The organism is Marinobacter sp., from assembly GCF_041595835.1.
Taxonomy (GTDB): Bacteria; Pseudomonadota; Gammaproteobacteria; order Pseudomonadales; family Oleiphilaceae; genus Marinobacter.
On record NZ_JBFHJO010000042.1, the window covers coordinates 1 to 23,133 of the forward strand.

The 23,133-nt window shown below is 52.7% G+C and carries 23 protein-coding genes and 1 pseudogene; 8 read left to right on the forward strand and 16 right to left on the reverse strand.

Annotation, left to right across the window (positions count from 1 at the left end):
* The 13 genes and pseudogenes from ABYA77_RS12050 to rpsB all read right to left on the reverse strand — a co-directional run.
* Positions 1 to 83, reverse strand: a pseudogene (locus ABYA77_RS12050) (acyl-[acyl-carrier-protein]--UDP-N-acetylglucosamine O-acyltransferase); the annotation flags it as partial.
* A complete protein-coding gene (fabZ, locus tag ABYA77_RS12055) occupies positions 83 to 520 on the reverse strand; it encodes a 3-hydroxyacyl-ACP dehydratase FabZ (protein ID WP_372966223.1) in 438 nt (145 codons plus the stop codon). The pseudogene ABYA77_RS12050 and the gene fabZ, both read right to left, overlap by 1 nt.
* 11 nt (positions 521 to 531) lie before the next feature.
* Positions 532 to 1,557 carry a UDP-3-O-(3-hydroxymyristoyl)glucosamine N-acyltransferase gene (gene lpxD / locus ABYA77_RS12060; protein WP_372966224.1) on the reverse strand — a complete coding sequence of 342 codons (1,026 nt, stop codon included), beginning with the start codon at positions 1,555 to 1,557 and terminating at the stop codon, positions 532 to 534.
* A gap of 41 nt (positions 1,558 to 1,598) precedes the next feature.
* Positions 1,599 to 2,096, reverse strand: a complete 498-nt coding sequence (locus ABYA77_RS12065; protein WP_372966225.1) for an OmpH family outer membrane protein — start codon at positions 2,094 to 2,096, stop codon at positions 1,599 to 1,601.
* A 43-nt stretch (positions 2,097 to 2,139) separates the two neighbouring features.
* The gene (gene bamA, locus ABYA77_RS12070) at positions 2,140 to 4,458 is read right to left on the reverse strand and encodes an outer membrane protein assembly factor BamA (protein WP_372966226.1); all 2,319 of its coding nucleotides are present in this window, start codon (positions 4,456 to 4,458) and stop codon (positions 2,140 to 2,142) included.
* A 45-nt stretch (positions 4,459 to 4,503) separates the two neighbouring features.
* Positions 4,504 to 5,853 (reverse strand): RIP metalloprotease RseP, encoded by a 1,350-nt coding sequence (rseP, locus tag ABYA77_RS12075; protein ID WP_372966227.1) that lies wholly within the window; start codon positions 5,851 to 5,853, stop codon positions 4,504 to 4,506.
* A 51-nt stretch (positions 5,854 to 5,904) separates the two neighbouring features.
* A complete protein-coding gene (ispC, locus tag ABYA77_RS12080; protein WP_372966228.1) occupies positions 5,905 to 7,089 on the reverse strand; it encodes a 1-deoxy-D-xylulose-5-phosphate reductoisomerase in 1,185 nt (394 codons plus the stop codon).
* Positions 7,086 to 7,940, reverse strand: coding sequence for a phosphatidate cytidylyltransferase (locus ABYA77_RS12085; RefSeq protein ID WP_372966229.1), 855 nt, complete (start codon positions 7,938 to 7,940; stop codon positions 7,086 to 7,088). Before ABYA77_RS12085 ends, ispC begins: the two co-directional genes overlap by 4 nt.
* Positions 7,941 to 7,959: 19 nt before the next feature.
* Positions 7,960 to 8,730, reverse strand: a complete 771-nt coding sequence (uppS, locus tag ABYA77_RS12090; protein WP_372966230.1) for a polyprenyl diphosphate synthase — start codon at positions 8,728 to 8,730, stop codon at positions 7,960 to 7,962.
* Positions 8,731 to 8,793: 63 nt separating this feature from the next.
* Positions 8,794 to 9,351 carry a ribosome recycling factor gene (gene frr / locus ABYA77_RS12095; RefSeq protein WP_372966231.1) on the reverse strand — a complete coding sequence of 186 codons (558 nt, stop codon included), beginning with the start codon at positions 9,349 to 9,351 and terminating at the stop codon, positions 8,794 to 8,796.
* Positions 9,352 to 9,369: 18 nt separating this feature from the next.
* The gene (pyrH, locus tag ABYA77_RS12100) at positions 9,370 to 10,098 is read right to left on the reverse strand and encodes a UMP kinase (RefSeq protein WP_372966232.1); all 729 of its coding nucleotides are present in this window, start codon (positions 10,096 to 10,098) and stop codon (positions 9,370 to 9,372) included.
* A gap of 195 nt (positions 10,099 to 10,293) precedes the next feature.
* The gene (tsf, locus tag ABYA77_RS12105) at positions 10,294 to 11,163 is read right to left on the reverse strand and encodes a translation elongation factor Ts (RefSeq protein ID WP_372966233.1); all 870 of its coding nucleotides are present in this window, start codon (positions 11,161 to 11,163) and stop codon (positions 10,294 to 10,296) included.
* Between the two features lie 93 nt (positions 11,164 to 11,256).
* Positions 11,257 to 12,006: a 30S ribosomal protein S2 gene (gene rpsB, locus ABYA77_RS12110; protein ID WP_372966234.1), complete on the reverse strand. Its 750-nt coding sequence runs from the start codon at positions 12,004 to 12,006 to the stop codon at positions 11,257 to 11,259.
* 250 nt (positions 12,007 to 12,256) lie between these two features.
* Between rpsB and map the strand changes: the two genes are divergently transcribed.
* From map to dapE, 6 genes are all read left to right on the forward strand, one after another.
* Entirely contained in the window at positions 12,257 to 13,027 is a 771-nt protein-coding gene (gene map, locus ABYA77_RS12115) for a type I methionyl aminopeptidase (protein ID WP_372966235.1), read from the forward strand.
* Positions 13,028 to 15,673, forward strand: coding sequence for a [protein-PII] uridylyltransferase (locus ABYA77_RS12120; RefSeq protein ID WP_372966236.1), 2,646 nt, complete (start codon positions 13,028 to 13,030; stop codon positions 15,671 to 15,673).
* Positions 15,670 to 16,872, forward strand: a complete 1,203-nt coding sequence (gene dapC, locus ABYA77_RS12125; RefSeq protein WP_372966237.1) for a succinyldiaminopimelate transaminase — start codon at positions 15,670 to 15,672, stop codon at positions 16,870 to 16,872. Before ABYA77_RS12120 ends, dapC begins: the two co-directional genes overlap by 4 nt.
* Positions 16,869 to 17,210: an ArsC family reductase gene (locus tag ABYA77_RS12130; RefSeq protein WP_372966238.1), complete on the forward strand. Its 342-nt coding sequence runs from the start codon at positions 16,869 to 16,871 to the stop codon at positions 17,208 to 17,210. The genes dapC and ABYA77_RS12130 overlap by 4 nt, the downstream gene beginning before the upstream one ends.
* A 25-nt stretch (positions 17,211 to 17,235) precedes the next feature.
* Positions 17,236 to 18,264 carry a 2,3,4,5-tetrahydropyridine-2,6-dicarboxylate N-succinyltransferase gene (dapD, locus tag ABYA77_RS12135; RefSeq protein WP_372966239.1) on the forward strand — a complete coding sequence of 343 codons (1,029 nt, stop codon included), beginning with the start codon at positions 17,236 to 17,238 and terminating at the stop codon, positions 18,262 to 18,264.
* A gap of 69 nt (positions 18,265 to 18,333) precedes the next feature.
* A complete protein-coding gene (dapE, locus tag ABYA77_RS12140) occupies positions 18,334 to 19,464 on the forward strand; it encodes a succinyl-diaminopimelate desuccinylase (RefSeq protein ID WP_372966240.1) in 1,131 nt (376 codons plus the stop codon).
* Positions 19,465 to 19,553: 89 nt separating this feature from the next.
* On the opposite strand, the gene ABYA77_RS12145 is transcribed toward dapE, so the two are convergent.
* Positions 19,554 to 19,772, reverse strand: a complete 219-nt coding sequence (locus tag ABYA77_RS12145) for a SlyX family protein (protein ID WP_372966241.1) — start codon at positions 19,770 to 19,772, stop codon at positions 19,554 to 19,556.
* Between the two features lie 167 nt (positions 19,773 to 19,939).
* On the opposite strand from ABYA77_RS12145, the gene ABYA77_RS12150 reads away from it, so the two are divergent.
* On the forward strand, positions 19,940 to 20,473 hold the full coding sequence (locus ABYA77_RS12150) for a cold-shock protein (protein ID WP_372966242.1): 534 nt from the start codon (positions 19,940 to 19,942) through the stop codon (positions 20,471 to 20,473).
* A gap of 65 nt (positions 20,474 to 20,538) precedes the next feature.
* Here ABYA77_RS12150 and ABYA77_RS12155 read toward each other — a convergent pair whose 3' ends face one another.
* The gene (locus tag ABYA77_RS12155) at positions 20,539 to 20,913 is read right to left on the reverse strand and encodes a hypothetical protein (RefSeq protein WP_372966243.1); all 375 of its coding nucleotides are present in this window, start codon (positions 20,911 to 20,913) and stop codon (positions 20,539 to 20,541) included.
* Positions 20,885 to 22,294, reverse strand: a complete 1,410-nt coding sequence (locus ABYA77_RS12160) for a hypothetical protein (RefSeq protein WP_372966244.1) — start codon at positions 22,292 to 22,294, stop codon at positions 20,885 to 20,887. Before ABYA77_RS12160 ends, ABYA77_RS12155 begins: the two co-directional genes overlap by 29 nt.
* A 234-nt stretch (positions 22,295 to 22,528) precedes the next feature.
* Between ABYA77_RS12160 and ABYA77_RS12165 the strand changes: the two genes are divergently transcribed.
* The coding region (locus tag ABYA77_RS12165; RefSeq protein ID WP_372966245.1) for a DUF1853 family protein at positions 22,529 to 23,133 on the forward strand (605 nt) is incomplete at its 3' end.

Here is a 23,133-nt window from a genome sequence, read left to right on the forward strand (position 1 = left end):
CCTACTGTCACGTTATCCGCCAGTTTGGCTGATGGGTCCACAATCGCTTGAGGATGGACACCCGACCAGTCATTTGTCGCCATCAAACTTCTCTCTCAGCGGTAAGTATTTCTGCCACACACACAACGTCTCCATCGACCAATGCCCGGCAATTGAATTTCCATAAACCACGCTTGGCAGACACAAGCTCAGACTCTAACTCTAAACGATCTCCGGGGCGCACAGGGCGCTTAAAACGTGCCTTATCGGAACCAGCCAGATATTGTATCACGCCATCCGACGGTTTCCGTTCCACCGTCACAAAACCAAGAATTCCGGAAAGCTGGGCCATAGCTTCGATAATCAATACGCCAGGCATGATCGGGTTTTCCGGAAAGTGCCCGGTGAAAAACGGCTCGTTGAACGAAACATTCTTGTAGCCTTTGATCGATACACTCTTTTCGACCTCGGTTACCCGGTCCACCAACAAAAACGGGTATCGGTGTGGGAGGTACTCAAGAATTTCATCGATTTTCATCATGTTGATCGGCCTCAGCCCTTTAATTTCTTTTCGAGTTCTTTGATCCGCCGCGCCAAGGCATCCAACTGCCTGAAACGCACCGCATTCTTTCGCCATTTCCGGTTTTTGTCCGCAGGCAGTCCAGATGAGTACACCCCTGGCACCGAAATATCGTTGGTCACCATGGTCATACCGGTCAGGTGTACCTGGTCGGTAATCTCAAGATGCCCGGCTACTCCGGAGGCGCCACCAAACACGCAGTATTTTCCGATTCTGGAACTTCCAGCAATGCCAACCATTGCCGCCATGGCGCTATGGTCCCCAATCTGGACGTTGTGACCAATCTGAATCAGATTATCGAGCTTCACACCGTTACCGATAACCGTGGCATCCAGAGCGCCTCGATCAATGGTAGTGTTAGCACCCACTTCAACATCATCACCCAGAACAACACCCCCCAACTGAGCAATGCGGTGCCATTCACCTTTTTCGTTAGCAAAACCAAAGCCTGCCCCACCGATGACAGCACCACTCAGGATGCTGCAACGTTTACCAACCACAACATCGTGAGCCAGGGTTACCCGAGGGCTTAGCACTGACTGTTCACCAACACAAGAACGGGCACCAATACAGGAACCCGCGCCAATAACCACCTGATCATCAATACGAACCCCCTCCTCAATAACCACATGAGGCCCAATGCTGGCAGAGGCAGAAATGGTAGCGCTGGGAGCTATTACCGCGGTAGCGTGAATTCCAGGAGATGCCACCGGTGCGGGATCAAACCAATGGCTGAGGCGAGCATACCCCAAGTAGGGATTATCCAATAACAGGACATTGGTCTGAGCCTGGTCTGCCGTAGCCGGCGAAACAATCACTGCAGCAGCCTGAGTTTCTTTCAGGTATTTACCGTAAGAAGGGTTCGCCAGAAAGGTGATCTGATCAGGACCGGCTGCCTGTAGCGTCGCCATGCCAGACACCTGAACATCCGGATTTCCCCGGAGCCTGGCCCCCAACGCATCAGCAATTTCCTGCAGACGGTAGGACTTCTGTGCCATTATCATCTCCAAAAACGTGGGACCGGGGGAGGCCTTATCTTTTACTTGTTCAGTTTATCCAATAGCTGAGAAGTCAGATTCATCTCAGGCTTAACGTAGACCACGGCTTCACTAGGCAGAATCAAGTCCAGACCGTGCTCGTCCAACAACTCTTTCACAGCCGCATCCACTTCCGGACGTGCACCTTCCAGGAACTGCTGTTTGCGCTGAGCAACCGTAGCATCAAGACGTTGCTTCAGAACATTAAATTCCTGAACTTTTCCCTGAAACTCTGTGGCCAGTTTGGTTCGCTCGTTTTCATTCATCATGGCACCGTCTTTCTCAAGGCGGTCTTTCAATTGACGAGCAGCTTCCTGCGCTTCACGGACTTTATTTTCATCGTCCGCAAAGTCCTTTTGCAGCTGTTCGCTGAACGCCTGAGCATCGTTGGAGGAGAACAGAGCCTGACGAAGATCTACAACTCCAACGCGAGTTTCGGCAGCAGCCTGGAAGGAAATCGCCAACAAAAGGGCACCAATTACAGCTAACATACGATTCATCAAAACTCTCCTTTGTATCATCTTTTGATTCTTATATTACGCATCAGAAGGTTTGTCCCAGAGAGAACTGGAACACCTGAGTGTCATCGCCACTCTTGTCATTAAGCGGTTTGGCCAAACTGAATGCAAGCGGGCCAACAGCCGTTATCCACTGAAAACTCACACCGGCTGACGTACGCACTTCCGACAACTCCGGATCAAAGTCTCGCTCAGAGTCAAACACCTGGCCGGCATCGAGGAAAAATGAGGTGCGCATACTTCGCGAATCACCTGCAAATGGCGTTGGGAAAATCAGCTCAAGCCCGGCCTCCGTCAGCAGGTTACCCCCGAACGGATCCGGATCTGAATAATCAGTCGGCTGATTAGTAGCCCGATTCCCCAGGGAGTTCGCACGATAGCCCCGCACTGAACCGTAGCCACCGGAATAGAAGTGTTCGAAGAACGGCATCTGTGTACGATCGCCATAACCATCACCATAACCAATTTCCGTCCGGGCCCGGAGCACCCAGCTATGGGAATCTACCAGCGGGAAGTAAAAGTCTGTTTTATGGCTGGCCTTATAAAAAGTCAGGTCACTACCAGGAACCGCCACATCTACCGACAACGAATGACTGTATCCCTGGGAGGGAAGAACGCCACGGTTGAGAGTACTGCGGCGCCAACTACCGAACAGGAAGTAATTGGTAAAGGAGTCCCCCTCATCAAGGATAAACGTCTCAACTTCCTGCGCAGAGAAGATCCCTTTCTTGATATCCGACTGAGTGACACCCACCCCGAAATTCAGGCGTGTAATGGCATCGGTCGGATAGCCAAAGGTCATACGGGCACCATACTCATCCAGCAGGTAGGACGAAATATCCTCTTCCTCATAATCGCTTTCACGGGCAAACAAACTAAACCCACGGCTTACACCGTCCACGGTGTAGTATGGGTCCATATACGAAACGTTGGCACTCTTGACGGAATCGCTGAAGTTCACACCGAACGACACCCGCTTACCACTGCCAAAGAAGTTATTCTCTGATACCGAGGCGCCCAGAATTATGCCCGAGTTCTGAGAGAAACCTACAGACGCAGACAAGCTACCTGTAGGCTGCTCTTGCACCGTGTAATTTACATCCACCAGATCATCCGAACCGGGTACTGGCAGTGTTTCAACATCCACGGTCTGGAAAAAGCCCATCCGCTCCAGGCGAGTTTTAGAAAATTCAATACGGTCAGATGAGGCAACACCGCCTTCCATCTGGGTCATTTCCTGGCGCAACACTTCATCTTTGGTAGATACATTACCGCTGAAGTTCACGCGACGCACATATGCTCGCTTACCCGGCTCAATAAAGAACGTTACCGCTGCGGTGTTATCGTCACCAGGCTCTGGAACCGCATTTACACTGGCGAAGGCATACCCTTCACGCCCCAGGCGAAACGACAGCGCTTCGGAAATTGCCGTCATCTGTGCACGGGAGAACACATCCCCCTCTTTCACAGGAATGAACTTACGCAGTTCTTCTTCTCCAACGATCAGATTGCCACGTAGCTGAATATCAGAAATTGTGTACTGAGGCCCCTCGTTGAGGGACATGGCAATGAACACCTGCTGTTTGTCCGGAGAAATCGATACTTGGCTGGATTCCACATTGAAGTCCAGATAACCGCGATCCAGATAAAACGAACGCAGGGTTTCGAGATCGCCACTGAGCCTTTCCCGGGCATACTTATCTTTGTTGGTGAGAGAGTTCCACCAACTGCTGCTGCGAAGCTCAAAGAGATCCGTCAATGTCTCGTCACTGAAATCCTCGTTGCCGACAATGTTGATATGTTGAATAGCGGCAACTGAACCTTCATTGATGTCCAGCCGGATGGCCACACGGTTTCTGGGCAACTCTTCCGCTGAGGCTTTAACTCTGGCGTTATAGCGCCCTTGCGCGATATAGGACCGGAGAATTTCAAGTTCCAGGCGCTCAAGCGTTGCCCGACGAAACACCTGCCCCTCTTCCAGCCCCGCACCTGCCAATGCATCCATCAACATATCGGTTTCAATATTTTTGTTGCCTTCGATTTCAATCGACGAAATTGAAGGCCGCTCACGAACAGACAGTATCAAGACACCGGCATCTCGACTGACTTCAATATCCGTAAACAAACCTGTGCGAAACAGGTCTTTGATCGCCGCAGCCAGGCGAGCTTCATCAATACGCTCCCCCATATTGACTGGGAACGCGGAAAATACCGAACCGGCAGAAACCCTCTGCAGGCCTTCTACCTCGATATCCGCAACCGTGAATTCGTCCGCCAACGCTGGCTTCATACCGGTTGCGGTAATCGCGAGGCCAACAGCTACAGCTAGAAGAGAACGTCTCATTCAGTTATATCGCCTGGTTAATGTGCGGTAAGGAGCCCGCAATTCTCACAACCGCATCAGGTCGTTGTAAAGAGCAAACACCATTAAAGTAAGGATCAAAGCCATACCAATTCGTAACCCTAGCTCTTGAGTCTTCTCAGACAAGGGCTTTCGGCGAATCGCTTCGATGGTGTAATAAACAATATGCCCACCATCCAATACAGGTACTGGCAGCAAATTCAGTACGCCAAGGCTCACGCTTAGATAGGCCAGAAAACGAATAAAATCTTCAAACCCTGAACTAACACTCGCCTCCGCAACCCGTGCGATGGTAATAGGACCGCTCAGGTTAGTCGGTGACAATAGCCCCGTCACCATTTTCTTCATAGCCACCAGCGTAAGCCGGGTGTCGGCCCAGGTTTCATGCACTGCATTTGGAATTGCAGCCAGGGGGCCAAACTGAACTTCGCGCAGGACTTCATCCGGCCATGAAATGGCCTCAACACCCGCACCAACAAAGCCAATCACCGACCCGTCATCCAGCGTGCGGGACGCAGGTGTTACACCCACATCCAAAAGCCTGCCGTCACGTTCTATCGTAAGCATCAAGGGTTGCTCTGGAGCATTCCTGATATGGTCAACCAAGGCAAACCAATCGTCTACAGGCTCATGCCCGACAGACACTACCCTGTCGCCGGCTTGCAAGCCCGCAGCCATAGCGCGCCCGCCGTCCGTGACCTGACCCAATACGGCAGGCACTTCAGGCCGCCAGGGAGTTATACCAAACTCAGCCAAAGGGTTCGGCGCATCGTCACTCAACCCCCATCCATTAAGTGGCCCGGAAACAATTCCCCGGGCACCATTCCTGGAAATTTCAAGAGATACCTGACCCTGTTCACCTGCGCGCTCCAACAGGCGCATATTCACATCACGCCAAGACGTCACCCGATGGCCGTCAACCGAGTGAATCTCCATGCCCTCCTGCAAACCTGCACGTTCGGCCACGCTTCCTGCCGCAACATCACCCACAATCGGAGCTACGGTCGTCACACCAACCACGCTGATCAGCCAGTAGGCAAAAATGGCAAAAATGAAATTGGCTAACGGTCCTGCGGCGGCAATAGCAATACGATGGGATGGTGGTTTGGAGGTAAAAGCCTGACCTTTGAGTTCATCGGGGACAGGACCTTCCCGCTCGTCCAGCATCTTGACATAGCCGCCCAGAGGAATAGCTGCAATGGCGTACTCGGTGCCGTGACGGTCATACCACGAAAACAGCGGCTTCCCGAAACCTACCGAAAACCGAAGTACTTTAACCCCCAAACGGCGAGCCACCCAGAAGTGCCCGTACTCGTGCAGAGTAACCAGGATTCCGAGAGTCAGCACTAATGCCAGCGCGCTTTGAATTATCTGCATAAATTTTCCGGTGTTTGGCTTGGCCCCAGCATAACGAAACGTACGAATATATCAGGAAGCCAGCAGGCCGACTTGTTCACGCGCCCGCTTACGGGCTTCTGCGTCTTTAGCAAAGATGGTTTCGAAACTATCGGCTTCCAGAACCTCGGTCGCTGCAAGCGTTCGCTCAATAATAACGGGGATATCGGTAAAGCACAGCCGGCCATCCAGAAATGCGGCCACGGCGATCTCGTTAGCAGCATTCAGTACAGCCGGTGCAGTACCGCCTATGGCAAAAGCTTCTGCAGCTAACCGCAAACAAGGAAATCGTTGCAAATCCGGGCGCTCAAAATGAAACTTTCCGATTGCAAACAAATCCAGGGGTGAAACCCCCGCTTCAATCCGCTCAGGCCAGGCAATACCATTGGCTATAGGCGTGCGCATATCCGGGCTACCCATTTGGGCAAGTACAGAACCATCAGCATACTCCACCATCGAGTGGATGATACTTTCCGGATGAACATGAACTTCAACATGCTCTGGCGTCGTATTGAATAACCAACAAGCCTCAATTAACTCCAGCCCCTTATTCATCAGAGTGGCAGAGTCGACCGATATTTTCTGCCCCATGGACCAGTTAGGGTGCGCGCAAGCCTGAGCCGGCGTTACCGTACGCAACGATTCTGCAGAAAACGTACGGAAAGGGCCTCCGGAAGCGGTAAGCAAAATGCGAGTAATACCTGCCGCGACAGGGTTACGCACTTTATCGGCAGGCATGCACTGAAAGATAGCATTGTGTTCAGAGTCTATAGGCAACAGCTCGGCCCCGGACTCTGCTACGGCATCCATAAACAACTTGCCCGACATAACCAGAGCTTCTTTATTGGCCAGTAAAACCCGCTTGCCCGCACGCACTGCCGCCAGGGTCGGTGCCAACCCGGCAGCACCAACGATTGCAGCCATCACCGTGTCAGCTTCGCTTGCTCCAGCAACCTGGCACAAGCCATCTTCCCCACTTAACACCTGAATTTCCGGAAGATCTACCAGCAGATCTGCAAGTTCACGGGCAGCGCCACCATCCGCCATAACAGCAATAGCCGGCCTGAACTCACGGCAAAGCCCCGCCAGCTCCTTAACCCGAGTACCCGCGGTTAAGGCATAGACCGAAAACCGATCAGGATGCCGGCGAATCACATCCAGGGTATTGAGACCAATAGAGCCTGTAGCCCCCAGAACCGTAACGCTTCGCTGGGTCATACGGACACACTGGCCGCAGTGCTCAGCCAGCCAAGCAACGTAATAATCAAGGCGAAGACCGGAATAGCCGCCGTAAGGCTATCAATTCTATCCATAATCCCCCCGTGTCCCGGCAACAACTGGCTACTGTCTTTAATGCCACGAAAGCGCTTGAGCATACTTTCCAGCAGATCACCCAGCACAGATACCAGACCCGTGAACAAACTGGCAACCAGAAGCAGCATGGTTTGTTGTGTGTTTGCCTCCGCCAGATAACTGGCCACCAGAGCCAATATACCAACAGCTACAAAACCACCCCAGACACCCGCCCAGGATTTTCCGGGGCTTACCTTTGGCGCAAGCTTGGCTTTGCCGAACGCCTTGCCCGCAAAGTAAGCACCAATATCAGCCACCCATACCATCAGGAAAATGTAGAGAATAACCAGCAGACTATCGGAGACCTCACCAAATTGAACAGCTCCGGTACGCAGGTGATTCAAACCAACCCAGGCTGGTAAAAGCACAAACAGCCCCATAATCGCCCGGACAGGCACAGCCCCCCATGATTCAGAGCCTGCAGGGTATCGACTCACCAGCCAGAAGCATACCAACCACCAGGCAAATGCGAGCCACAACACCGCGACCGAAGGCACATCGAGCTGTGATATCAACGCCATCAAAACAGCTACGCCAATAGCGTATGAAACACGGCCGGGCTGCCCTTCTATCCCTGACATGTTTGCCCACTCCCAGGCACCCAAAGCAATCATTGCACCGGTGAACAAAGCAAATTCAAAGGGCGGCAGAAAAAAAATGCCACCGATGGCAATGGGGGCCATGATAAGAGCGGTGATAATTCGAGTTTTAAGCACGATAATAGTCGCTATGTCGTTATTGTTTTATGGCGCGAAAGGCTAGCTGGTCATCTGTCTGCCCAAAGCGACGCTTGCGATGGCTGTAGGCATCTAATGCTTTCAACATTTCCTCAACCTTAAAATCAGGCCAGAACACTTCCGAGAAATAAAATTCGGTGTAGGCCAGGTGCCACAACAAGAAGTTACTGATACGCTGCTCACCTGCTGTCCGAATCAACAAGTCAGGCATGGGAAGATCACCAATGCTGAGATTTTGCTGAATAAGATCATCGGTGATGTCAGACGGTGCCAATTCGCCAGCACGAACTTTTTCTGCAACGGCCTGCGTTGCCTGAGTAATATCCCAGTGCCCACCATAATTGGCCGCAATTACCAGCGTCATAGCGGTGTTATCACGAGTGAGCGCCTCAGCCTTCTCCATATGTTCCTGGAGCACCGGATTAAACGCAGTGCGATCCCCTATAATCCGCAGACGAATATTATTGCGATGAAGTTTGCGAACTTCCCGTTCAAGGGCAATCAGAAACAGCCGCATCAGGGCCGTTACTTCGTCCTTTGGGCGGCGCCAGTTTTCACTTGAAAACGCAAACAGAGTGAGCACCTCTACGCCCTGTTTCGCACAGGTTTCAACAACGGCCTTAACCGCATCCACCCCGGCCTTATGGCCAGCCACCCCTTTCAACCGGCGGGATTTAGCCCACCGGTTATTACCATCCATGATAATGGCTACGTGCCGGGGGCGGCTACTTGCCTCCACCGGAATTTCTGCGGTTACTTGTCCCGTCATGAAACCCTCTGTGCAGTGGCACATCCAACCACCACTAACTCTTCCTCTGAATAGACCAAGCGGTTATACCGCCATCAGGTCCTCTTCCTTCGCCTTAAGCATTTTCTCGATTTCTGCGATGAACTTATCGGTCAGTTTCTGGACATCATCCTCACCACGACGCGAATCATCCTCGTTAATTTCCTTATCCTTCAGCAAATCTTTGAGCATACTGTTGGCATCACGACGAGCATTGCGCACAGACACCCGGGCCTGTTCAGCATCCGCACGAGCCTGCTTAACCATTTCCTTACGAGTGTCTTCAGTCAGCATGGGCATGGGCACCCGAATTGCGTCGCCATTGCTGGACGGATTCAGGCCCAGATCTGACATCATGATCGCCTTCTCAATGGCTCCGATAATGTTTTTTTCCCACGGAACAACCAGAAGCGTCCGATTATCTTCAACGTTAACACTTGCCACCTGCTTGAGCGGCGTCTCCTGGCCGTAATAGTTCACCATGACGCTATCGAGAATCGCAGGGTGCGCACGGCCAGTACGGATCTTGTTAAATGCAGAACCGAGAGCTTCCAGGCTCTTCTGCATTTTCTTGCTGGCATCAGCTTTAATATCGTTAATCACATTAAAATCCTCAATTCGTTACTCAATCAGTGTGCCTTCTTTCTCACCGGTCACAATCCGGGTGAGAACGCCGGGCTGATTCATATTGAAAACCCGCAACGGCATGCCGTGGTCACGAGCCAAACAGATAGCCGTCAGATCCATCACGCCGAGTTTTTTATCCAGAACCTCATCGTAGGTCAGGTAATCGTATTTTACTGCACTGGGATCAAGGTGGGGGTCTGCATTATAAACGCCATCGACTTTCGTCGCCTTAAGTACGGCATCGGCCTGAATTTCAATACCACGGAGACATGCAGCGGAGTCAGTCGTAAAAAAGGGATTGCCAGTGCCAGCACTGAAGATAACCACATCGCCTTCTTTGAGATCACGAACCGCTCGGCGACGGTCATAATGCTCAACAATACCACTCATAGGAATGGCAGACATAACCCTGGTACGGATATTAGAACGTTCCAGCGCGTCGCGCATGGCCAGCCCATTCATCACAGTGGCCAGCATCCCCATGTGATCACCGGTTACCCGATCGAGGCCAGCGGCACTCAACGCAGCTCCGCGGAACAGGTTGCCCCCGCCGATCACCAACCCAACCTGAACGCCGATACCAATCAGCGCTCCGATCTCCAGAGCCATGCGGTCAAGTACTTTAGGATCAATACCAAAACCGTATTCCCCCATCAGGGCTTCGCCACTGAGCTTCAGCAGAACACGCTTGTATCTGGGCTGGGTATTTGAAGATGTCGGCATGGTGATCCCCTTTTCGTCTGTTGGCTATCCGGTGTCAAACCCGTTGCAGGCTTGTATCTGACATATCCCTCGTATCATAACGTAAAAAAAAGGGGTATCTCAGATACAAGCCCGCCACGAAAGCCGGGTAAACCCGGCTAACGTGGCAGACTCAGGTAGCACTACTGCTTTCAGCAGCAGCACTGAGAAGCAAGATCAGGCTTTGCCTGCGCCAGCGGCAGCAGCCACTTCAGCAGCAAAGTCCACTTCTTCTTTTTCAATGCCTTCGCCCACTTCCAGGCGCACGAAGCCAACCAGTTCGCCACCGGCCGCCTTGATCAGATCGCCCACTTTCTGGTCTGGGCTCTTAACGAAAGGCTGCTCAACCAGGCTGTTTTCAGCCAGGAACTTCTTGATACGGCCGCCCATCATCTTCTCGACGATTTCAGCTGGCTTACCTTCCATATCAGGCTGAGCGCGAATAATATCCTGCTCTTTTTCCAGCTCTTCAGCTGGCATTTCTTCCGGTTTACCTACACGCGGATTAACAGCAGCAACGTGCATAGCGATATCACGAGCCAGCTCTTCAGTGCCAGCGCTCAAAGCTACAACAGCAGCAATCTTGCTGTTACTGTGTACGTATCCACCAACAACCGGACCTTCCACTTTAACCAGGCGACGCACAGTGATGTTTTCGCCGATCTTCTGAACCAGCGCTTCACGCTTGGCTTCCAGATCGCCTTCCATCAACTTGGCAACGTCAGTTTCGTCTTTTTCAAAAGCAACATTCAGAACATCGTTAGCGAAGTTCATGAAGTTATCGTCGCGAGCAACGAAGTCCGTTTCAGAGTTTACTTCCAGAATAAAAGCAACGGTCTTGTCGTCAGACACTTTAACCAGAGACACACCTTCAGCAGCGGTGCGGCCTGCTTTCTTGGCAGCCTTCAAACCGGAAGATTTACGCAGCTCTTCGATAGCAGCATCAACACTACCGTCAGCTTCTACCAGTGCTTTTTTGCACTCCATCATGCCAAGACCAGTGCGCTCACGCAGCTCTTTGACCATTGCAGCGGTAATTGCAGCCATGTTCAGTCCTCTTAATCGTATGCGGAATCGATGGGGAGGCATGCCCGGATAAACAGAGGGCATGCCTTACAACTTAAACGTGCCGTTCAAGTATTACTCGGCAGCTGGAGCAGCGCCTTGAGCTTCTTCGCTGACTTCAACAAACTCGTCAGCACCACCGGCAGCCTGGGAAGACTCCATGCAGGTGTCGGCAACAGCCTTAACGTAGATCTGGATAGCACGGATAGCATCGTCGTTACCCGGAATCACGTAATCAACACCATCAGGGTTACTGTTGGTATCAACCACACCGATAACAGGAATGCCCAGCTTATTAGCTTCTTTGATAGCGATACGCTCGTGATCTACATCGATAACGAACAGCGCATCTGGCAAGCCGCCCATATCCTTGATACCACCGATAGAACGCTCGAGCTTATCCATCTCACGGGTACGCTCAAGAGCTTCTTTTTTGGTCAGCTTGTCAAAAGTACCATCTTTGCTCTGGGCTTCCAGCTCACGGTAACGACGAATAGACTGACGGATGGTTTTATAGTTGGTCAGCATACCACCAAGCCAGCGATGGTTAACGTACGGCTGGCCTGAGCGCTGAGCTTCTTCCTTGATGATCTTTGCCGCAGCACGCTTGGTACCAACAAACAGGATCTTGTTCTTGCTTTCAGTCAGCTGCTGAATGAAATCCAGCGCTTGATTCATCGCAGGAACAGTCTGTTCAAGGTTAATGATATGAATCTTATTGCGAGCACCAAAGATGTACTTACCCATCTTCGGGTTCCAGTAACGGGTTTGGTGTCCAAAGTGAGCACCTGCTTTGAGCAGGTCACGCATATTTACCTGAGCCATGATATTTACCTTTTAGCTTCGGGTTAGTCCTCCACGCGTCCAATTGCCCCAACCAGCTTCCTTTTCGCAGGAGCCGGCACCCTGGGACAACGTGCTGACACGTGTGTGAATTTGCCGGGTTTCGTTTCGGCGGGCGCGTTTATACCATAAAGCCCCGCCGCAAAGCCATTACTTTTACCAAATACCTTCCTTGTGCCTGATGCCCCGGCCCCTTAAAATGCGGGACTAATGCTCATAAACAGGAAGTCAGATGCAGGTATCTATAAAGACCCCCGAAGAAATTGAAAAAATGCGCGTAGCTGGCCGGTTGGCCGCAGAAGTTCTCGAGATGATTGACGAGCATATCAAGCCTGGCGTTACCACCGAGGAACTTGACCGCCTCTGCCACGACTATATCGTTAACGAGCAGCAAGCCATCCCCGCTCCACTGAATTATAAAGGGTTCCCGAAGTCTATCTGCACTTCGGTCAACCACGTTGTATGCCACGGCATCCCTTCAGACAAAAAAGTTCTCAAGGACGGCGACATCATCAATATCGATGTAACCGTCATCAAAGATGGTTATCACGGTGACACCAGCAAGATGTGGGTTGTCGGCAAGCCAAAACCCGGCACAGAACGCTTGGTTCAAATCACTCAGGAATGCCTGTACAAGGGCATTGAGCTGGTCAAACCCGGAGCCCGTCTTGGCGACATTGGCCATGTCATCCAACAACATGCAGAAAAACACCGCTACTCAATTGTTCGTGATTATTGCGGGCACGGCATTGGCGCCGTATTCCATGAAGAACCCCAGGTCATGCACTATGGCAGGCCAGGCACCGGCCTTGAACTCAAAGAAGGCATGACGTTCACCATCGAGCCCATGCTGAACCAGGGCAAATATCACACAAAGCTGCTGGCAGATGGCTGGACTGCCGTTACCAAAGATCACAAGCTGTCAGCCCAATGGGAACACACTATTCTGGTAACGGCAGACGGCCATGAAGTGTTGACCAAGCGATCGGAAGAGTCGTTCTAAGTGGAGCTCAACGAACTGAAAAACCGCATCAGCAATGACCCATCACCGGTTATCGCCGCAAGGGAGTTACTGCAGCGCAGCTACAACGCTGATGCGGAAGCCTTTCGCCAAGGCGCAGATGTCAGAGCCCTGGTTCATTCCAGAGCCCTGACAGTAGATACTGTCCTGCAGTTAATCTGGAACCGCTACCCTTTTTCAAAATCGTCTGACATCGCCCTCATTGCTGTTGGTGGCTACGGCCGAGGGGAGCTTCACCCTCATTCAGATGTCGATCTTCTCATCCTTACCCGTAGCGGAACAGAGAACGCCTGGCAAGAAGACCTGGAAGCTTTCATCACCCTGCTCTGGGACCTGAAGCTGGATATTGGCCACAGCGTACGCAGCATGGATGAATCCATTGCCGCAGCCATGGAAGACATCACGATCCTGACTAATCTTCTGGAAACCCGAACCATTGCGGGGCCCGACAGCTTAAGACAAGAGTTAACCGATCAGGTTTATTCGGATGATGTAAAATCCGACAAAGATTACTTTGTCGCAAAATGGGAAGAACAACAAAACCGCCACAAAAAATACGGCGACACAGAATACAACCTGGAGCCCAACGTAAAAGGGTCACCCGGTGCGTTGCGTGACATACAGACCATCGGCTGGATAACCAAACGCCACTTTCGCCTTCAGAACACGGCAGACTTAGCCCGCTTCAGCATCATCACTGAAGAGGAGCACCGGATATTACACGAAGGCGAAACATTCCTGTGGCGGCTTCGCTACGGTTTACAGTTAATTGCCGACCGGAACGAAAACCGGCTGCTATTCGATCATCAGCGTGTGCTTGCAGCAATGCTCGGCTACAAAGACGAAGGCAAACGCCTTGGCGTTGAGCTGATGATGCAATCGTACTACCGCACCGTTCTGGCCCTCGCTGAATTGACAGATGTTATTCTCCAATATTACGACGAAGCGATTATTGGCAGTGGTCTGGAAGACGAAATCCGCCCCCTGAATAACCGCTTCCAGATGCGCAACTTTTACATAGAAGCCATCAACAATCAGGTATTCGCCTATGCGCCCTACGCGATCATGGAAATATTCGTTCTGATCGCTCAGCACCCTGAGATAAAGGGCATCCGGGCGACCACCATTCGGTCGCTGCGCGCACACCGGCACCTTATAGATGATGCCTTCCGGAATGATCTGGCCGTTACCAGCCTGTTTATGGAACTGCTGCGCACACCGCACGCTGTGGATCGAACGCTTTCGGCCATGAAAAAGTACAACGTTCTGGGCCGGTATTTACCGGAATTCGGCGAGATCATCGGCCAGATGCAACACGACCTTTTCCATATTTACACGGTCGATGCCCACACCATGCGAGTCATCCACAACATGGTTAAGCTGACCGGCATGGAAGCCCGTACAGAGTACCCCCTGGCGTCACGTTTGATTCACCGCCTGCCCAAAATGGACACACTGTTCATTGCCGGCCTGTATCACGATGTGGCCAAAGGCCGCGGCGGTGACCATTCAGAGCTCGGAGCTATTGATGCCGAAGCTTTCTGCGAACGGCATCACTTGAGTGAACGGGACACCCAGTTAGTTGCATGGCTGATCGAAAACCACTTGCTGATGTCGATGACAGCCCAACGCAAAGACATATCAGACCCTGACATTATCCAGGCCTTCGCTCGCTCTATGCCGAGCCAGGCACACCTGGACTACCTGTACATTTTGACCGTGTGCGACATCAGCGCCACCAACCCCAAACTCTGGAACACCTGGCGAGCATCGCTGCTGCGCCAGCTCTATATTGAAGCCAAAGGGGCGCTTCGCCGGGGCATCGACACACCTGTCGATCGCCAAGCCTGGATTCGCGCAACCAGAGAAGAGGCCCGGGAAATTCTGAATGCTCAGAACATGACCAACGAGCAGATTGACCGCATTTGGGACACGGTTGATGACGAGTACTTTCTACAGGATTCTACGGTCGATATTGCCTGGCAGACCGCTGCCATCATCCGGCACGGTGACAACCCAGACCCCCTGGTTTTGATTCGTGACACCCGAGGCGGACCAACCGATGGCTACTCCCAGATCATCATCTACATGAGAGACCGGGTAGCCCTGTTCGCAGCCACCACCGCTGTACTGGAACAGCTAAACCTGAACATCGTAGACGCACGCATCAACTCCAGCGAAGGCCCGTATTCCATCAGTTCATACATTGTGCTTGACGAGAAAGGCCAGCCGTTGGGTGTCGACCCTGCCCGCAAAGAACGAACACGTAAACGCCTGATCGAAGAACTGGACGACCCGGAAGACTACCCCGACATCATTCACAGGCGCACGCCCAGACAACTCAAACACTTTGCCTTCCCCACGGAAGTGACTTTCTCCAATGACACTATCAACCAGAGAACGTTGGTGGAAGTCATCACTCCCGACCGGCCGGGCCTGCTGGCCCGAATTGGCCAAGTGCTTCTGGATCACCGGGTCCGCCTGACTAACGCCAAGATCGCGACACTGGGTGAGCGGGTAGAAGACGTTTTTTTTATTACTGACGAACAGGGCCAGCCTCTTAGCGACCCGCAAGCATGCGAAGCCCTGCAACAGCACCTCTGCAAAATGCTGGACAATATTCAATGAATCCCAACCTGGAAAGACTACACCCCTACCCATTTGAAAAGCTGGCGAAGCTTAAAGCCAACATTTCTGTACCCGAGCATTTGGCACCCATTTCCCTGGGTATCGGCGAGCCCAAGCACCCCTCACCTGAGTTCGTAAAGCAGGTGATAACCGACAACCTGGACAAACTCGCCAATTATCCCACGACGAAAGGCACAAACGAACTGCGTGAAGCCATTGCAGCTTGGGCTAGTCGCCGCTTTCAGCTCTGCAAAGGCACTCTGGATCCTGCCCATAACGTAGTTCCCGTGAACGGCACCCGCGAAGCCATATTTTCCCTCGTACAAGCAGTTGTGGATTCAGGCAAGCCGGCTACCGTGGTCAGCCCGAATCCGTTCTACCAGGTTTATGAAGGAGCCGCGTTTCTTGCCGGAGCCAACCCAGTCTACCTGCCGTGCAGTGCCGACAACGGTTTCGTGCCGAATTTCGATGATGTTCCAGAGTCGGTATGGGCAAACTGCCAGATCCTCTTTCTATGCTCACCCGGCAACCCCAGCGGCGCAGTCATCACCAGGGAAACACTGACAAAGGTTATTGAACTGGCCGACCGCCACAACTTCATCGTCGCCTCGGATGAATGTTATTCTGAGCTCTACCCGGATGAAGCGAACCCGCCCGAAGGCCTGCTCCAAACCTGTGCGGCCATTGGCCGCAACGACTTCAAGCGTTGCGTGGTATTTCACAGTCTGTCCAAACGCAGCAACCTGCCCGGCTTGCGCTCTGGCTTTGTAGCAGGCGATGCAGAAATACTCGCCAGCTACCTGAAATACCGAACCTACCACGGCTGCGCCATGCCTGTTCATAACCAGCTAGCCAGCATTGCCGCATGGAATGATGAAGACCACGTTCGTGAAAACCGTGCGGCCTACCGGGCAAAATTTGAGGCGGTCGTCCCGATTCTGCGTGAGGTAATGAACGTAGATTTTCCAGATGCAGGCTTCTACCTCTGGCCGGAAACACCATTTGATGACGAAACATTCGCCCGGGAACTCTCTGCCCGACAGAACGTGCATGTGTTACCCGGCAGATACCTCTCTCGTACAGTAGACGGCTACAACCCCGGCGAAAACCGTGTCCGCATGGCCTTGGTGGCACCACTGGAAGAGTGCGTCGAAGCGGCCCACCGAATCGTTACATTCGTAAAAGGATTCAAGGCATGAAACTTTACGGTATTAAAAATTGCGACACAGTCAAAAAAGCCCGCAAGTGGCTGGATGAGAATGGTATCAACTACGAATTTCACGACTTCAAAAAAGACGGGCTCTCGAGTGACAAACTGAGTGAGTGGGAAAAGTCCCTTGGCTGGGAAGCGCTCATTAATAAACGAGGCACCACCTGGAGGAAACTCCCCGAAGATGTTCGTGATAACATGTGTGCCCAAAGTGCCCACCAAGTCATACTGGAGAACACCTCCATTATCAAACGCCCCGTTGTAGAACGTGGCGACAATATTTCTGTAGGCTTTAACGCGGACGAATGGGCTGCGTGGCCCCACTAAATAAACAAACAGGAGAAACCACCAGATGAGTTTTGCATTCGGCATTGGCATCGGCACCCAGAACAACCAGGGCGAATGGCTGGAGGTTTTTTACCAGCAGCCTGTCATGACCCCAGGCAAAGACCTGATCGACGTGGTAGAGAGCGCGCTGAATTACAAAGGCGGAAATCAAGCCATCGAAGCAAGCCCCGAGCAACTGGCTCAGTTCGCCAATTCACTTCGCCAATTAGGCGAAACAGACCAGGCAAAATTAGCTGAGCAGGCGTCTGAAAGTAAACGTCCGGTAGTGGTAACCGTGCTGGCCAATGATGACACCGCGTCCAGTACCCCCGAGGTGTATCTCAAGCTGCACCTGATTTCCCACCGTCTGGCCAAGCCCCACAGTCTGAAACTGGATGGCATCTTCGGCCTGCTGCCAAACCTGGCCTGGACCAACGAAGGTGCAATCGACCTGAACGAACTCCCTGCACGCCAGTTGCAAGCCCGCATTGAAGGGCGAACCCTGGAAGTTAAATCAGTAGACAAGTTCCCGCAAATGACCGATTACGTGGTTCCTAAAGGCGTGCGTATTGCCGACACCTCCCGAGTGCGCCTGGGCGCCTATGTGGGCGAAGGAACCACCGTCATGCACGAAGGTTTCATTAACTTCAACGCCGGTACCGAAGGGACCAGCATGATCGAAGGTCGCATCTCCGCAGGCGTTATCATCGGCAAAGGGTCAGACCTTGGCGGCGGCTGCTCCACCATGGGCACTCTGTCTGGCGGCGGCAATATCATAATCTCCGTAGGCGAAAACTGCTTACTGGGCGCCAACGCTGGTATCGGCATACCTCTGGGCGACCGTTGCACGGTAGAAGCAGGTCTGTACATCACGTCGGGCACCAAAGTTGCCTTACTGGATGACAACAACGATCCGGTAGAAGTGATTAAAGCCCGCGATCTTGCGGGTAAAAACGATTTGCTGTTCCGCCGTAACAGCCAAACCGGCGCGGTCGAATGCAAAACCAACAAAACGGCGATCGAACTGAACGAAGAATTGCACGCCAATAACTAAAAGCGTGCCCCTCCTTTCCCTCTCCCATACGGGAGGGGGGATACTCAGGAACAGAGTACGAGCAACCTTATGACCCAATCCCCCACTCTGGAACTCGCCAAAGACCTTATTCGCCGCCAGTCCGTAACACCGGACGATGCAGGCTGTCAGGCGTTGATGATGTCCCGCCTGGCACCACTGGGCTTCATCGGAGAAAACCTTCGATTTGGCGAGACAGACAACCTCTGGGCACGTAAAGGCAAAGAAGGCCCATTATTAGCCTTTGCCGGCCACACCGATGTGGTACCAACTGGTCCGGAGAAAAACTGGGCTCACCCCCCCTTCGACCCAGTCATCAAAGACGGTTTCCTGTATGGTCGTGGCGCCGCCGATATGAAAGGCAGCCTGGCAGCCTTTGTAACAGCCTGCGAACGCTTTATAGAAAAGAATCCGAACCACCGTGGTTCCATTGCCCTACTGATCACCAGCGATGAGGAAGGCCCGGCACATGACGGCACAGTCAAGGTCGTGGAAACTCTGGAAGCTCGTAATGAGAAAATCGACTGGTGCCTGATCGGCGAACCGTCCAGCACCCATGAAGTAGGCGATGTCATAAAGAATGGTCGTCGCGGCTCACTGCACGGCTACCTGACGGTACACGGGACTCAAGGCCATGTTGCATACCCGCATATCGCTGAAAACCCCGTACACACGGTAGCCCCGGCTCTCGATGCTCTGGCCAGGGAGTTCTGGGACAACGGTAACGACTTTTTCCCGCCTACAACCTTCCAGATCACCCGCATTGAATCCGGTGTTGGCAGCAATATTATTCCTGGCGAATGCCTGGTGCACTTCAACTTCCGTTACTGCACCGAAAATACGGCAGAAAGCCTGGAAGAGCGCGTTGTCGCCATTCTGGATCGCCACGGGTTTAACTACGATTTGCAATGGCACCTCAGCGGCCGCCCGTTCCTGACGGACAAGGGGGCTCTCGTGGCCGCCAGCCAGGATGCTATCCGCACCGTAACCGGAAGAGAAACCGAACTCTCTACCTCAGGCGGCACGTCTGATGGCCGATTCATTGCGCCTACCGGCGCGCAGGTAGTAGAACTGGGGCCCATCAATGCCACCATCCACAAAGTGGACGAATGCGTGAAAGCTGAGGACCTCAACACACTGTCTGAAATTTACGAACAGATCCTGGTAGAACTTCTGAGTTAAAGAAACGACGGGGCAGACATGCGCGCGGGGATCTGCCCCGCCTGTTTGGTGCCCCACCCGCGCATGCCTGACCTTCTGGTTTCCGAAAATCAATAATGCGGCGGCGGAATCTCTTCCTCTTCCTTGCGGATATTGGAAGGCGACACATCCTTAAGCTGCTGGTGGATCAGTCTCTTCGCCTCCCACAGGTCCCGAATGTCCATTTCCTGTTTTGTCACCTGATCACTCAAGGTGTTAATCACGTCATCCTGGAACGCAAGTCGCATTTCCAGCTCCGCAATTCTGTCTTCGAGAGTGTTTTTACTCATGAGGTTTGGTCAGCCCTTTCCTTAATCTGGTATCATGCCGCCTTTTACCGCTATAACCGAATATCCTGAAGATAGATTTCGGTGGCGGTGTTCACTGCCGGACGTGCCATTTTACCCGATGTCTGGCTTTTTATCGTTAGTGTTAAATCATGGAGAATAATCAACCAATGCGTAATCCAGCCAAAGCGATCCTTGTTGCTATCCTGATCGCAATTCCGGCACCGTTTGTACTGGGCCTGTTAATGACTGCCACCCCGGAACCTCTCAAGCTACTCGCCCTGGGCGAAGTTCTTGAAGCACTGGGCAGCCAGGGCGGCATTATGGCCTATCTGATGGCGTTTGTTGTTTTCGCCATCGTGGGTTTTGTAGCCGTTCTCGTTGCAGGTAAGCAGTCAGCCCCGGCAACTCGCGCTCAGAACCGCCCGGTTCGTGCCAGCCAGCAGGAAAGCGATTACGACGACGAAGACGACTTTGACGACAATACTCCGGAAGGAGATGAAGAAGGCACCGTCAAATGGTTCAATGTCAAAAAAGGCTTCGGTTTTATCGTGCGTGAGAGCGGCGATGAAATTTTCGTCCACTTCCGCGCCATTCGTGGCCGTGGCCGCCGTGTACTACGCCAAGGTCAGCTGGTTCGGTTCAACGTCGTTGATGCCGACAAGGGCCTGCAAGCAGATAACGTCTCTATTCTGAGCGAGTAATCGCAGGCCGGCGAAAACTAAAAAGGCAGCCTGAACCGGCTGCCTTTTTACATTCCTGATTCGCATTAGTTCCACACAACCTGCTGTTCACCGCGGTCGTCCAGGCGCCACCATTTTTCGTCATCTACAGAGTCACCTTCCTGCCAGTCGCCGGAACTGCAACGAATCTCCCCTCCCATCATCCGCCAGGCACTTCGGGCGCACTCCAGGTCAGTGTTCCAGGGCAACTCAGCACCTTCGATCACGACAGACGTAAAGCGCTTACCAAAAGCCCCGGGATACAAAGTAATGCTCAATTTTCTGCCATTAAAGACCGCAGAGCCCTTTGCAACAGAAGCCACATCGGCATCATCCAGTTGAACGTCGTCAACCTGCCTCTCAATCCACCGGGATACGGCACCCGGCTCAAGGTCACGAATATATATTTCCAGATCCTGCACCCAAAGAATCTCCATGCTGTTGCTCACAATGCAGCACATAGTGAACCGGCCCACTCCTTGCTGCAACCCATCGTTCCAGTTCCTGCCGAAGATCTTCAACCGACAACTTCCGAAGGGTGCCTGCGCGTTGGCGTTCATGCCAAACCACTTCCGCCGCAGCCCGCTCAACTTCCAGATTTCTGATACCCTGCTCTGACTCACTCCAGTCTTCATTTCGGGCTATAGCCACCATCGACTGCCTCCGGAAAACATCTTGCGTGCCAGCTATAGCCGCGGCTTCCAAAGAGCCTCGGTTAGCAAACAACTCCAACCGAGCTGCCGCCCGGCGCACCCACTCCAGCATCCCTCCCGGCGAAACCACACAACGACTCCGGCGTGAAACCGCGTAGTCTATGCCGGCAAGGGAAATCTCAATATTGAAAGTCTTTTCAATCAACGGCTGATGAGCCGTGAGAATCGCACGGCGCTGCATTGGGCACGCATCAGGCATACACATAACACTTAGCTCCCGACCCAACAAACGTGTCACACGGAGCTCTTCGTCATGGTCATACCCACCGTTTGGTGCCAGCATCAATATCGGCCCCTGCCAGCCGGTAACCAGCTCCCTTGCAACACCGTTCGGCTGCAGCATCAACTCTAACAACTCCGGGGGTGAAACATTATCCAGCACAAGGACTGGCCACCGAGACTGATGACCACTGCGCTGTGGCACAACAGGGTGATCACACGCCATAACCTCAGCCTCTCGGCGGAGGTCTATCTGAACCCAATACAGCCCCGGAGTTTCAAGGAGCAACCGAAGCCATGCGGATTTGCCACTCCCACGCTCACCCTGAATCCAGATAAGCCCATTCCTGTCAGACGAAAGAGCAACCACCACGTCCTCTGCTAACTCCAGCCAACTTTGCGCGGTTACTGTTACCGGAACAACCAACGGCTCCCCCGAGGCAATTGAAGGCGTGCATTCGTCTGGCTCATCGGGCCAGTGGCCAACCACCTCCAGAACGGCTACGTAGGCTTTATCTTGCAAACGCTCAGCACAGTTCACCAAACCACGCAAAAGCTGGGACCAGTTCAACCACGAGGTTTCGGTCACCTCCCGGGTTGCAGATATCCAATAGATCAACTGGGACGACAAATCCCCGTCTCCGTGGACTTCCGTAATAATCGGTTGCTCGCCCTGAATCGTTCGAACCAACTCATCAAAATCTACGCCTTCGCGCTTAAGGAACGGTGCTATAGGCCCAACAATATCCAACAGTGCAAGCAGAAAGTCTTCTGCAGTAATTACTGAGCCACCCCGGCTGGCGACATGCTTTCGTGCCACAACCAATGCATGCTGGCACTGGGGTTCCAGGCATCCTTGCCAATCTTCCATGACAGTATTCTCCTTGAGTGATGATGCTTGTTCAGGCTTCGTTATCGGCCCGTCAACACATTACCGACCAAACCCGAATCAACCTTCAGAAATGTAACAAACCACAAAACAGGAGGCGCAGGCCGGGATCACACGCGGGCAGCCGAACTTGATTACACTTTCGAAAGATTTTCGTCAGAGACTCTGCTTCCTGGCACCTCTCAACATCCGTTGTATTTAGGGTATCCTGAGTCCATGAGCACAAATTCAGATTCCCTCTTTCTGCACAGCCTTAAAACCCACGCCATACGCCACCTTGCATGGATGTGTGAGGCTCCTCAGTTACTGGCCTCCCCTATCAGCTTTTATCCTGATCAATTTCTCCCCGAGAACTACCAGGCAATCCTGACACACTGGGACAACAATCCAGATGCCAGCCCCGAACGTCTGTCAGAACCAGCGGAAAAGCGTCTCGGCCACTATTTCGAGCGACTTTATGAAGTTATGCTAAGTGAATTGATGGGCTGGCAGGTTATTCTGAAAAATCAACAAATACGACAAAGTGGCCAGACCATCGGAGAGCTGGACTTTGTGGTAAAAAACCCAGAGTCGGGCGAACTGGAACACCACGAAATAGCCATAAAATACTACCTGGGAGTTACGGCCGAGGACAGACCAACCTGGTGGTATGGGCCCAATGCGAGAGACCGGCTTGACCTGAAAACCCAACATCTGCTTTTACATCAGAGCCAGATGGCACAGCGACCTGAAACCCGAAACGTATTAGCGGAATTCGGCATTCATAACCCCGTTAAACCACGGATATTCATGCCCGGTTACTTGTTCTACCCTAACGAGGA

Excerpts from the sequence above, each read along its gene's own strand:
- fabZ (WP_372966223.1), bottom strand. The coding sequence starts at position 520 with ATGATGAAAATCGATGAAATTCTTGAGTACCTCCCACACCGATACCCG.
- lpxD (WP_372966224.1), bottom strand. The coding sequence starts at position 1,557 with ATGGCACAGAAGTCCTACCGTCTGCAGGAAATTGCTGATGCGTTGGGG.
- ABYA77_RS12065 (WP_372966225.1), bottom strand. The coding sequence starts at position 2,096 with ATGAATCGTATGTTAGCTGTAATTGGTGCCCTTTTGTTGGCGATTTCC.
- bamA (WP_372966226.1), bottom strand. The coding sequence starts at position 4,458 with ATGAGACGTTCTCTTCTAGCTGTAGCTGTTGGCCTCGCGATTACCGCA.
- rseP (WP_372966227.1), bottom strand. The coding sequence starts at position 5,853 with ATGCAGATAATTCAAAGCGCGCTGGCATTAGTGCTGACTCTCGGAATC.
- ispC (WP_372966228.1), bottom strand. The coding sequence starts at position 7,089 with ATGACCCAGCGAAGCGTTACGGTTCTGGGGGCTACAGGCTCTATTGGT.
- uppS (WP_372966230.1), bottom strand. The coding sequence starts at position 8,730 with ATGACGGGACAAGTAACCGCAGAAATTCCGGTGGAGGCAAGTAGCCGC.
- pyrH (WP_372966232.1), bottom strand. The coding sequence starts at position 10,098 with ATGCCGACATCTTCAAATACCCAGCCCAGATACAAGCGTGTTCTGCTG.
- tsf (WP_372966233.1), bottom strand. The coding sequence starts at position 11,163 with ATGGCTGCAATTACCGCTGCAATGGTCAAAGAGCTGCGTGAGCGCACT.
- rpsB (WP_372966234.1), bottom strand. The coding sequence starts at position 12,006 with ATGGCTCAGGTAAATATGCGTGACCTGCTCAAAGCAGGTGCTCACTTT.
- map (WP_372966235.1), top strand. The coding sequence starts at position 12,257 with ATGCAGGTATCTATAAAGACCCCCGAAGAAATTGAAAAAATGCGCGTA.
- dapC (WP_372966237.1), top strand. The coding sequence starts at position 15,670 with ATGAATCCCAACCTGGAAAGACTACACCCCTACCCATTTGAAAAGCTG.
- ABYA77_RS12130 (WP_372966238.1), top strand. The coding sequence starts at position 16,869 with ATGAAACTTTACGGTATTAAAAATTGCGACACAGTCAAAAAAGCCCGC.
- dapD (WP_372966239.1), top strand. The coding sequence starts at position 17,236 with ATGAGTTTTGCATTCGGCATTGGCATCGGCACCCAGAACAACCAGGGC.
- dapE (WP_372966240.1), top strand. The coding sequence starts at position 18,334 with ATGACCCAATCCCCCACTCTGGAACTCGCCAAAGACCTTATTCGCCGC.
- ABYA77_RS12145 (WP_372966241.1), bottom strand. The coding sequence starts at position 19,772 with ATGAGTAAAAACACTCTCGAAGACAGAATTGCGGAGCTGGAAATGCGA.
- ABYA77_RS12150 (WP_372966242.1), top strand. The coding sequence starts at position 19,940 with ATGCGTAATCCAGCCAAAGCGATCCTTGTTGCTATCCTGATCGCAATT.
- ABYA77_RS12160 (WP_372966244.1), bottom strand. The coding sequence starts at position 22,294 with ATGGAAGATTGGCAAGGATGCCTGGAACCCCAGTGCCAGCATGCATTG.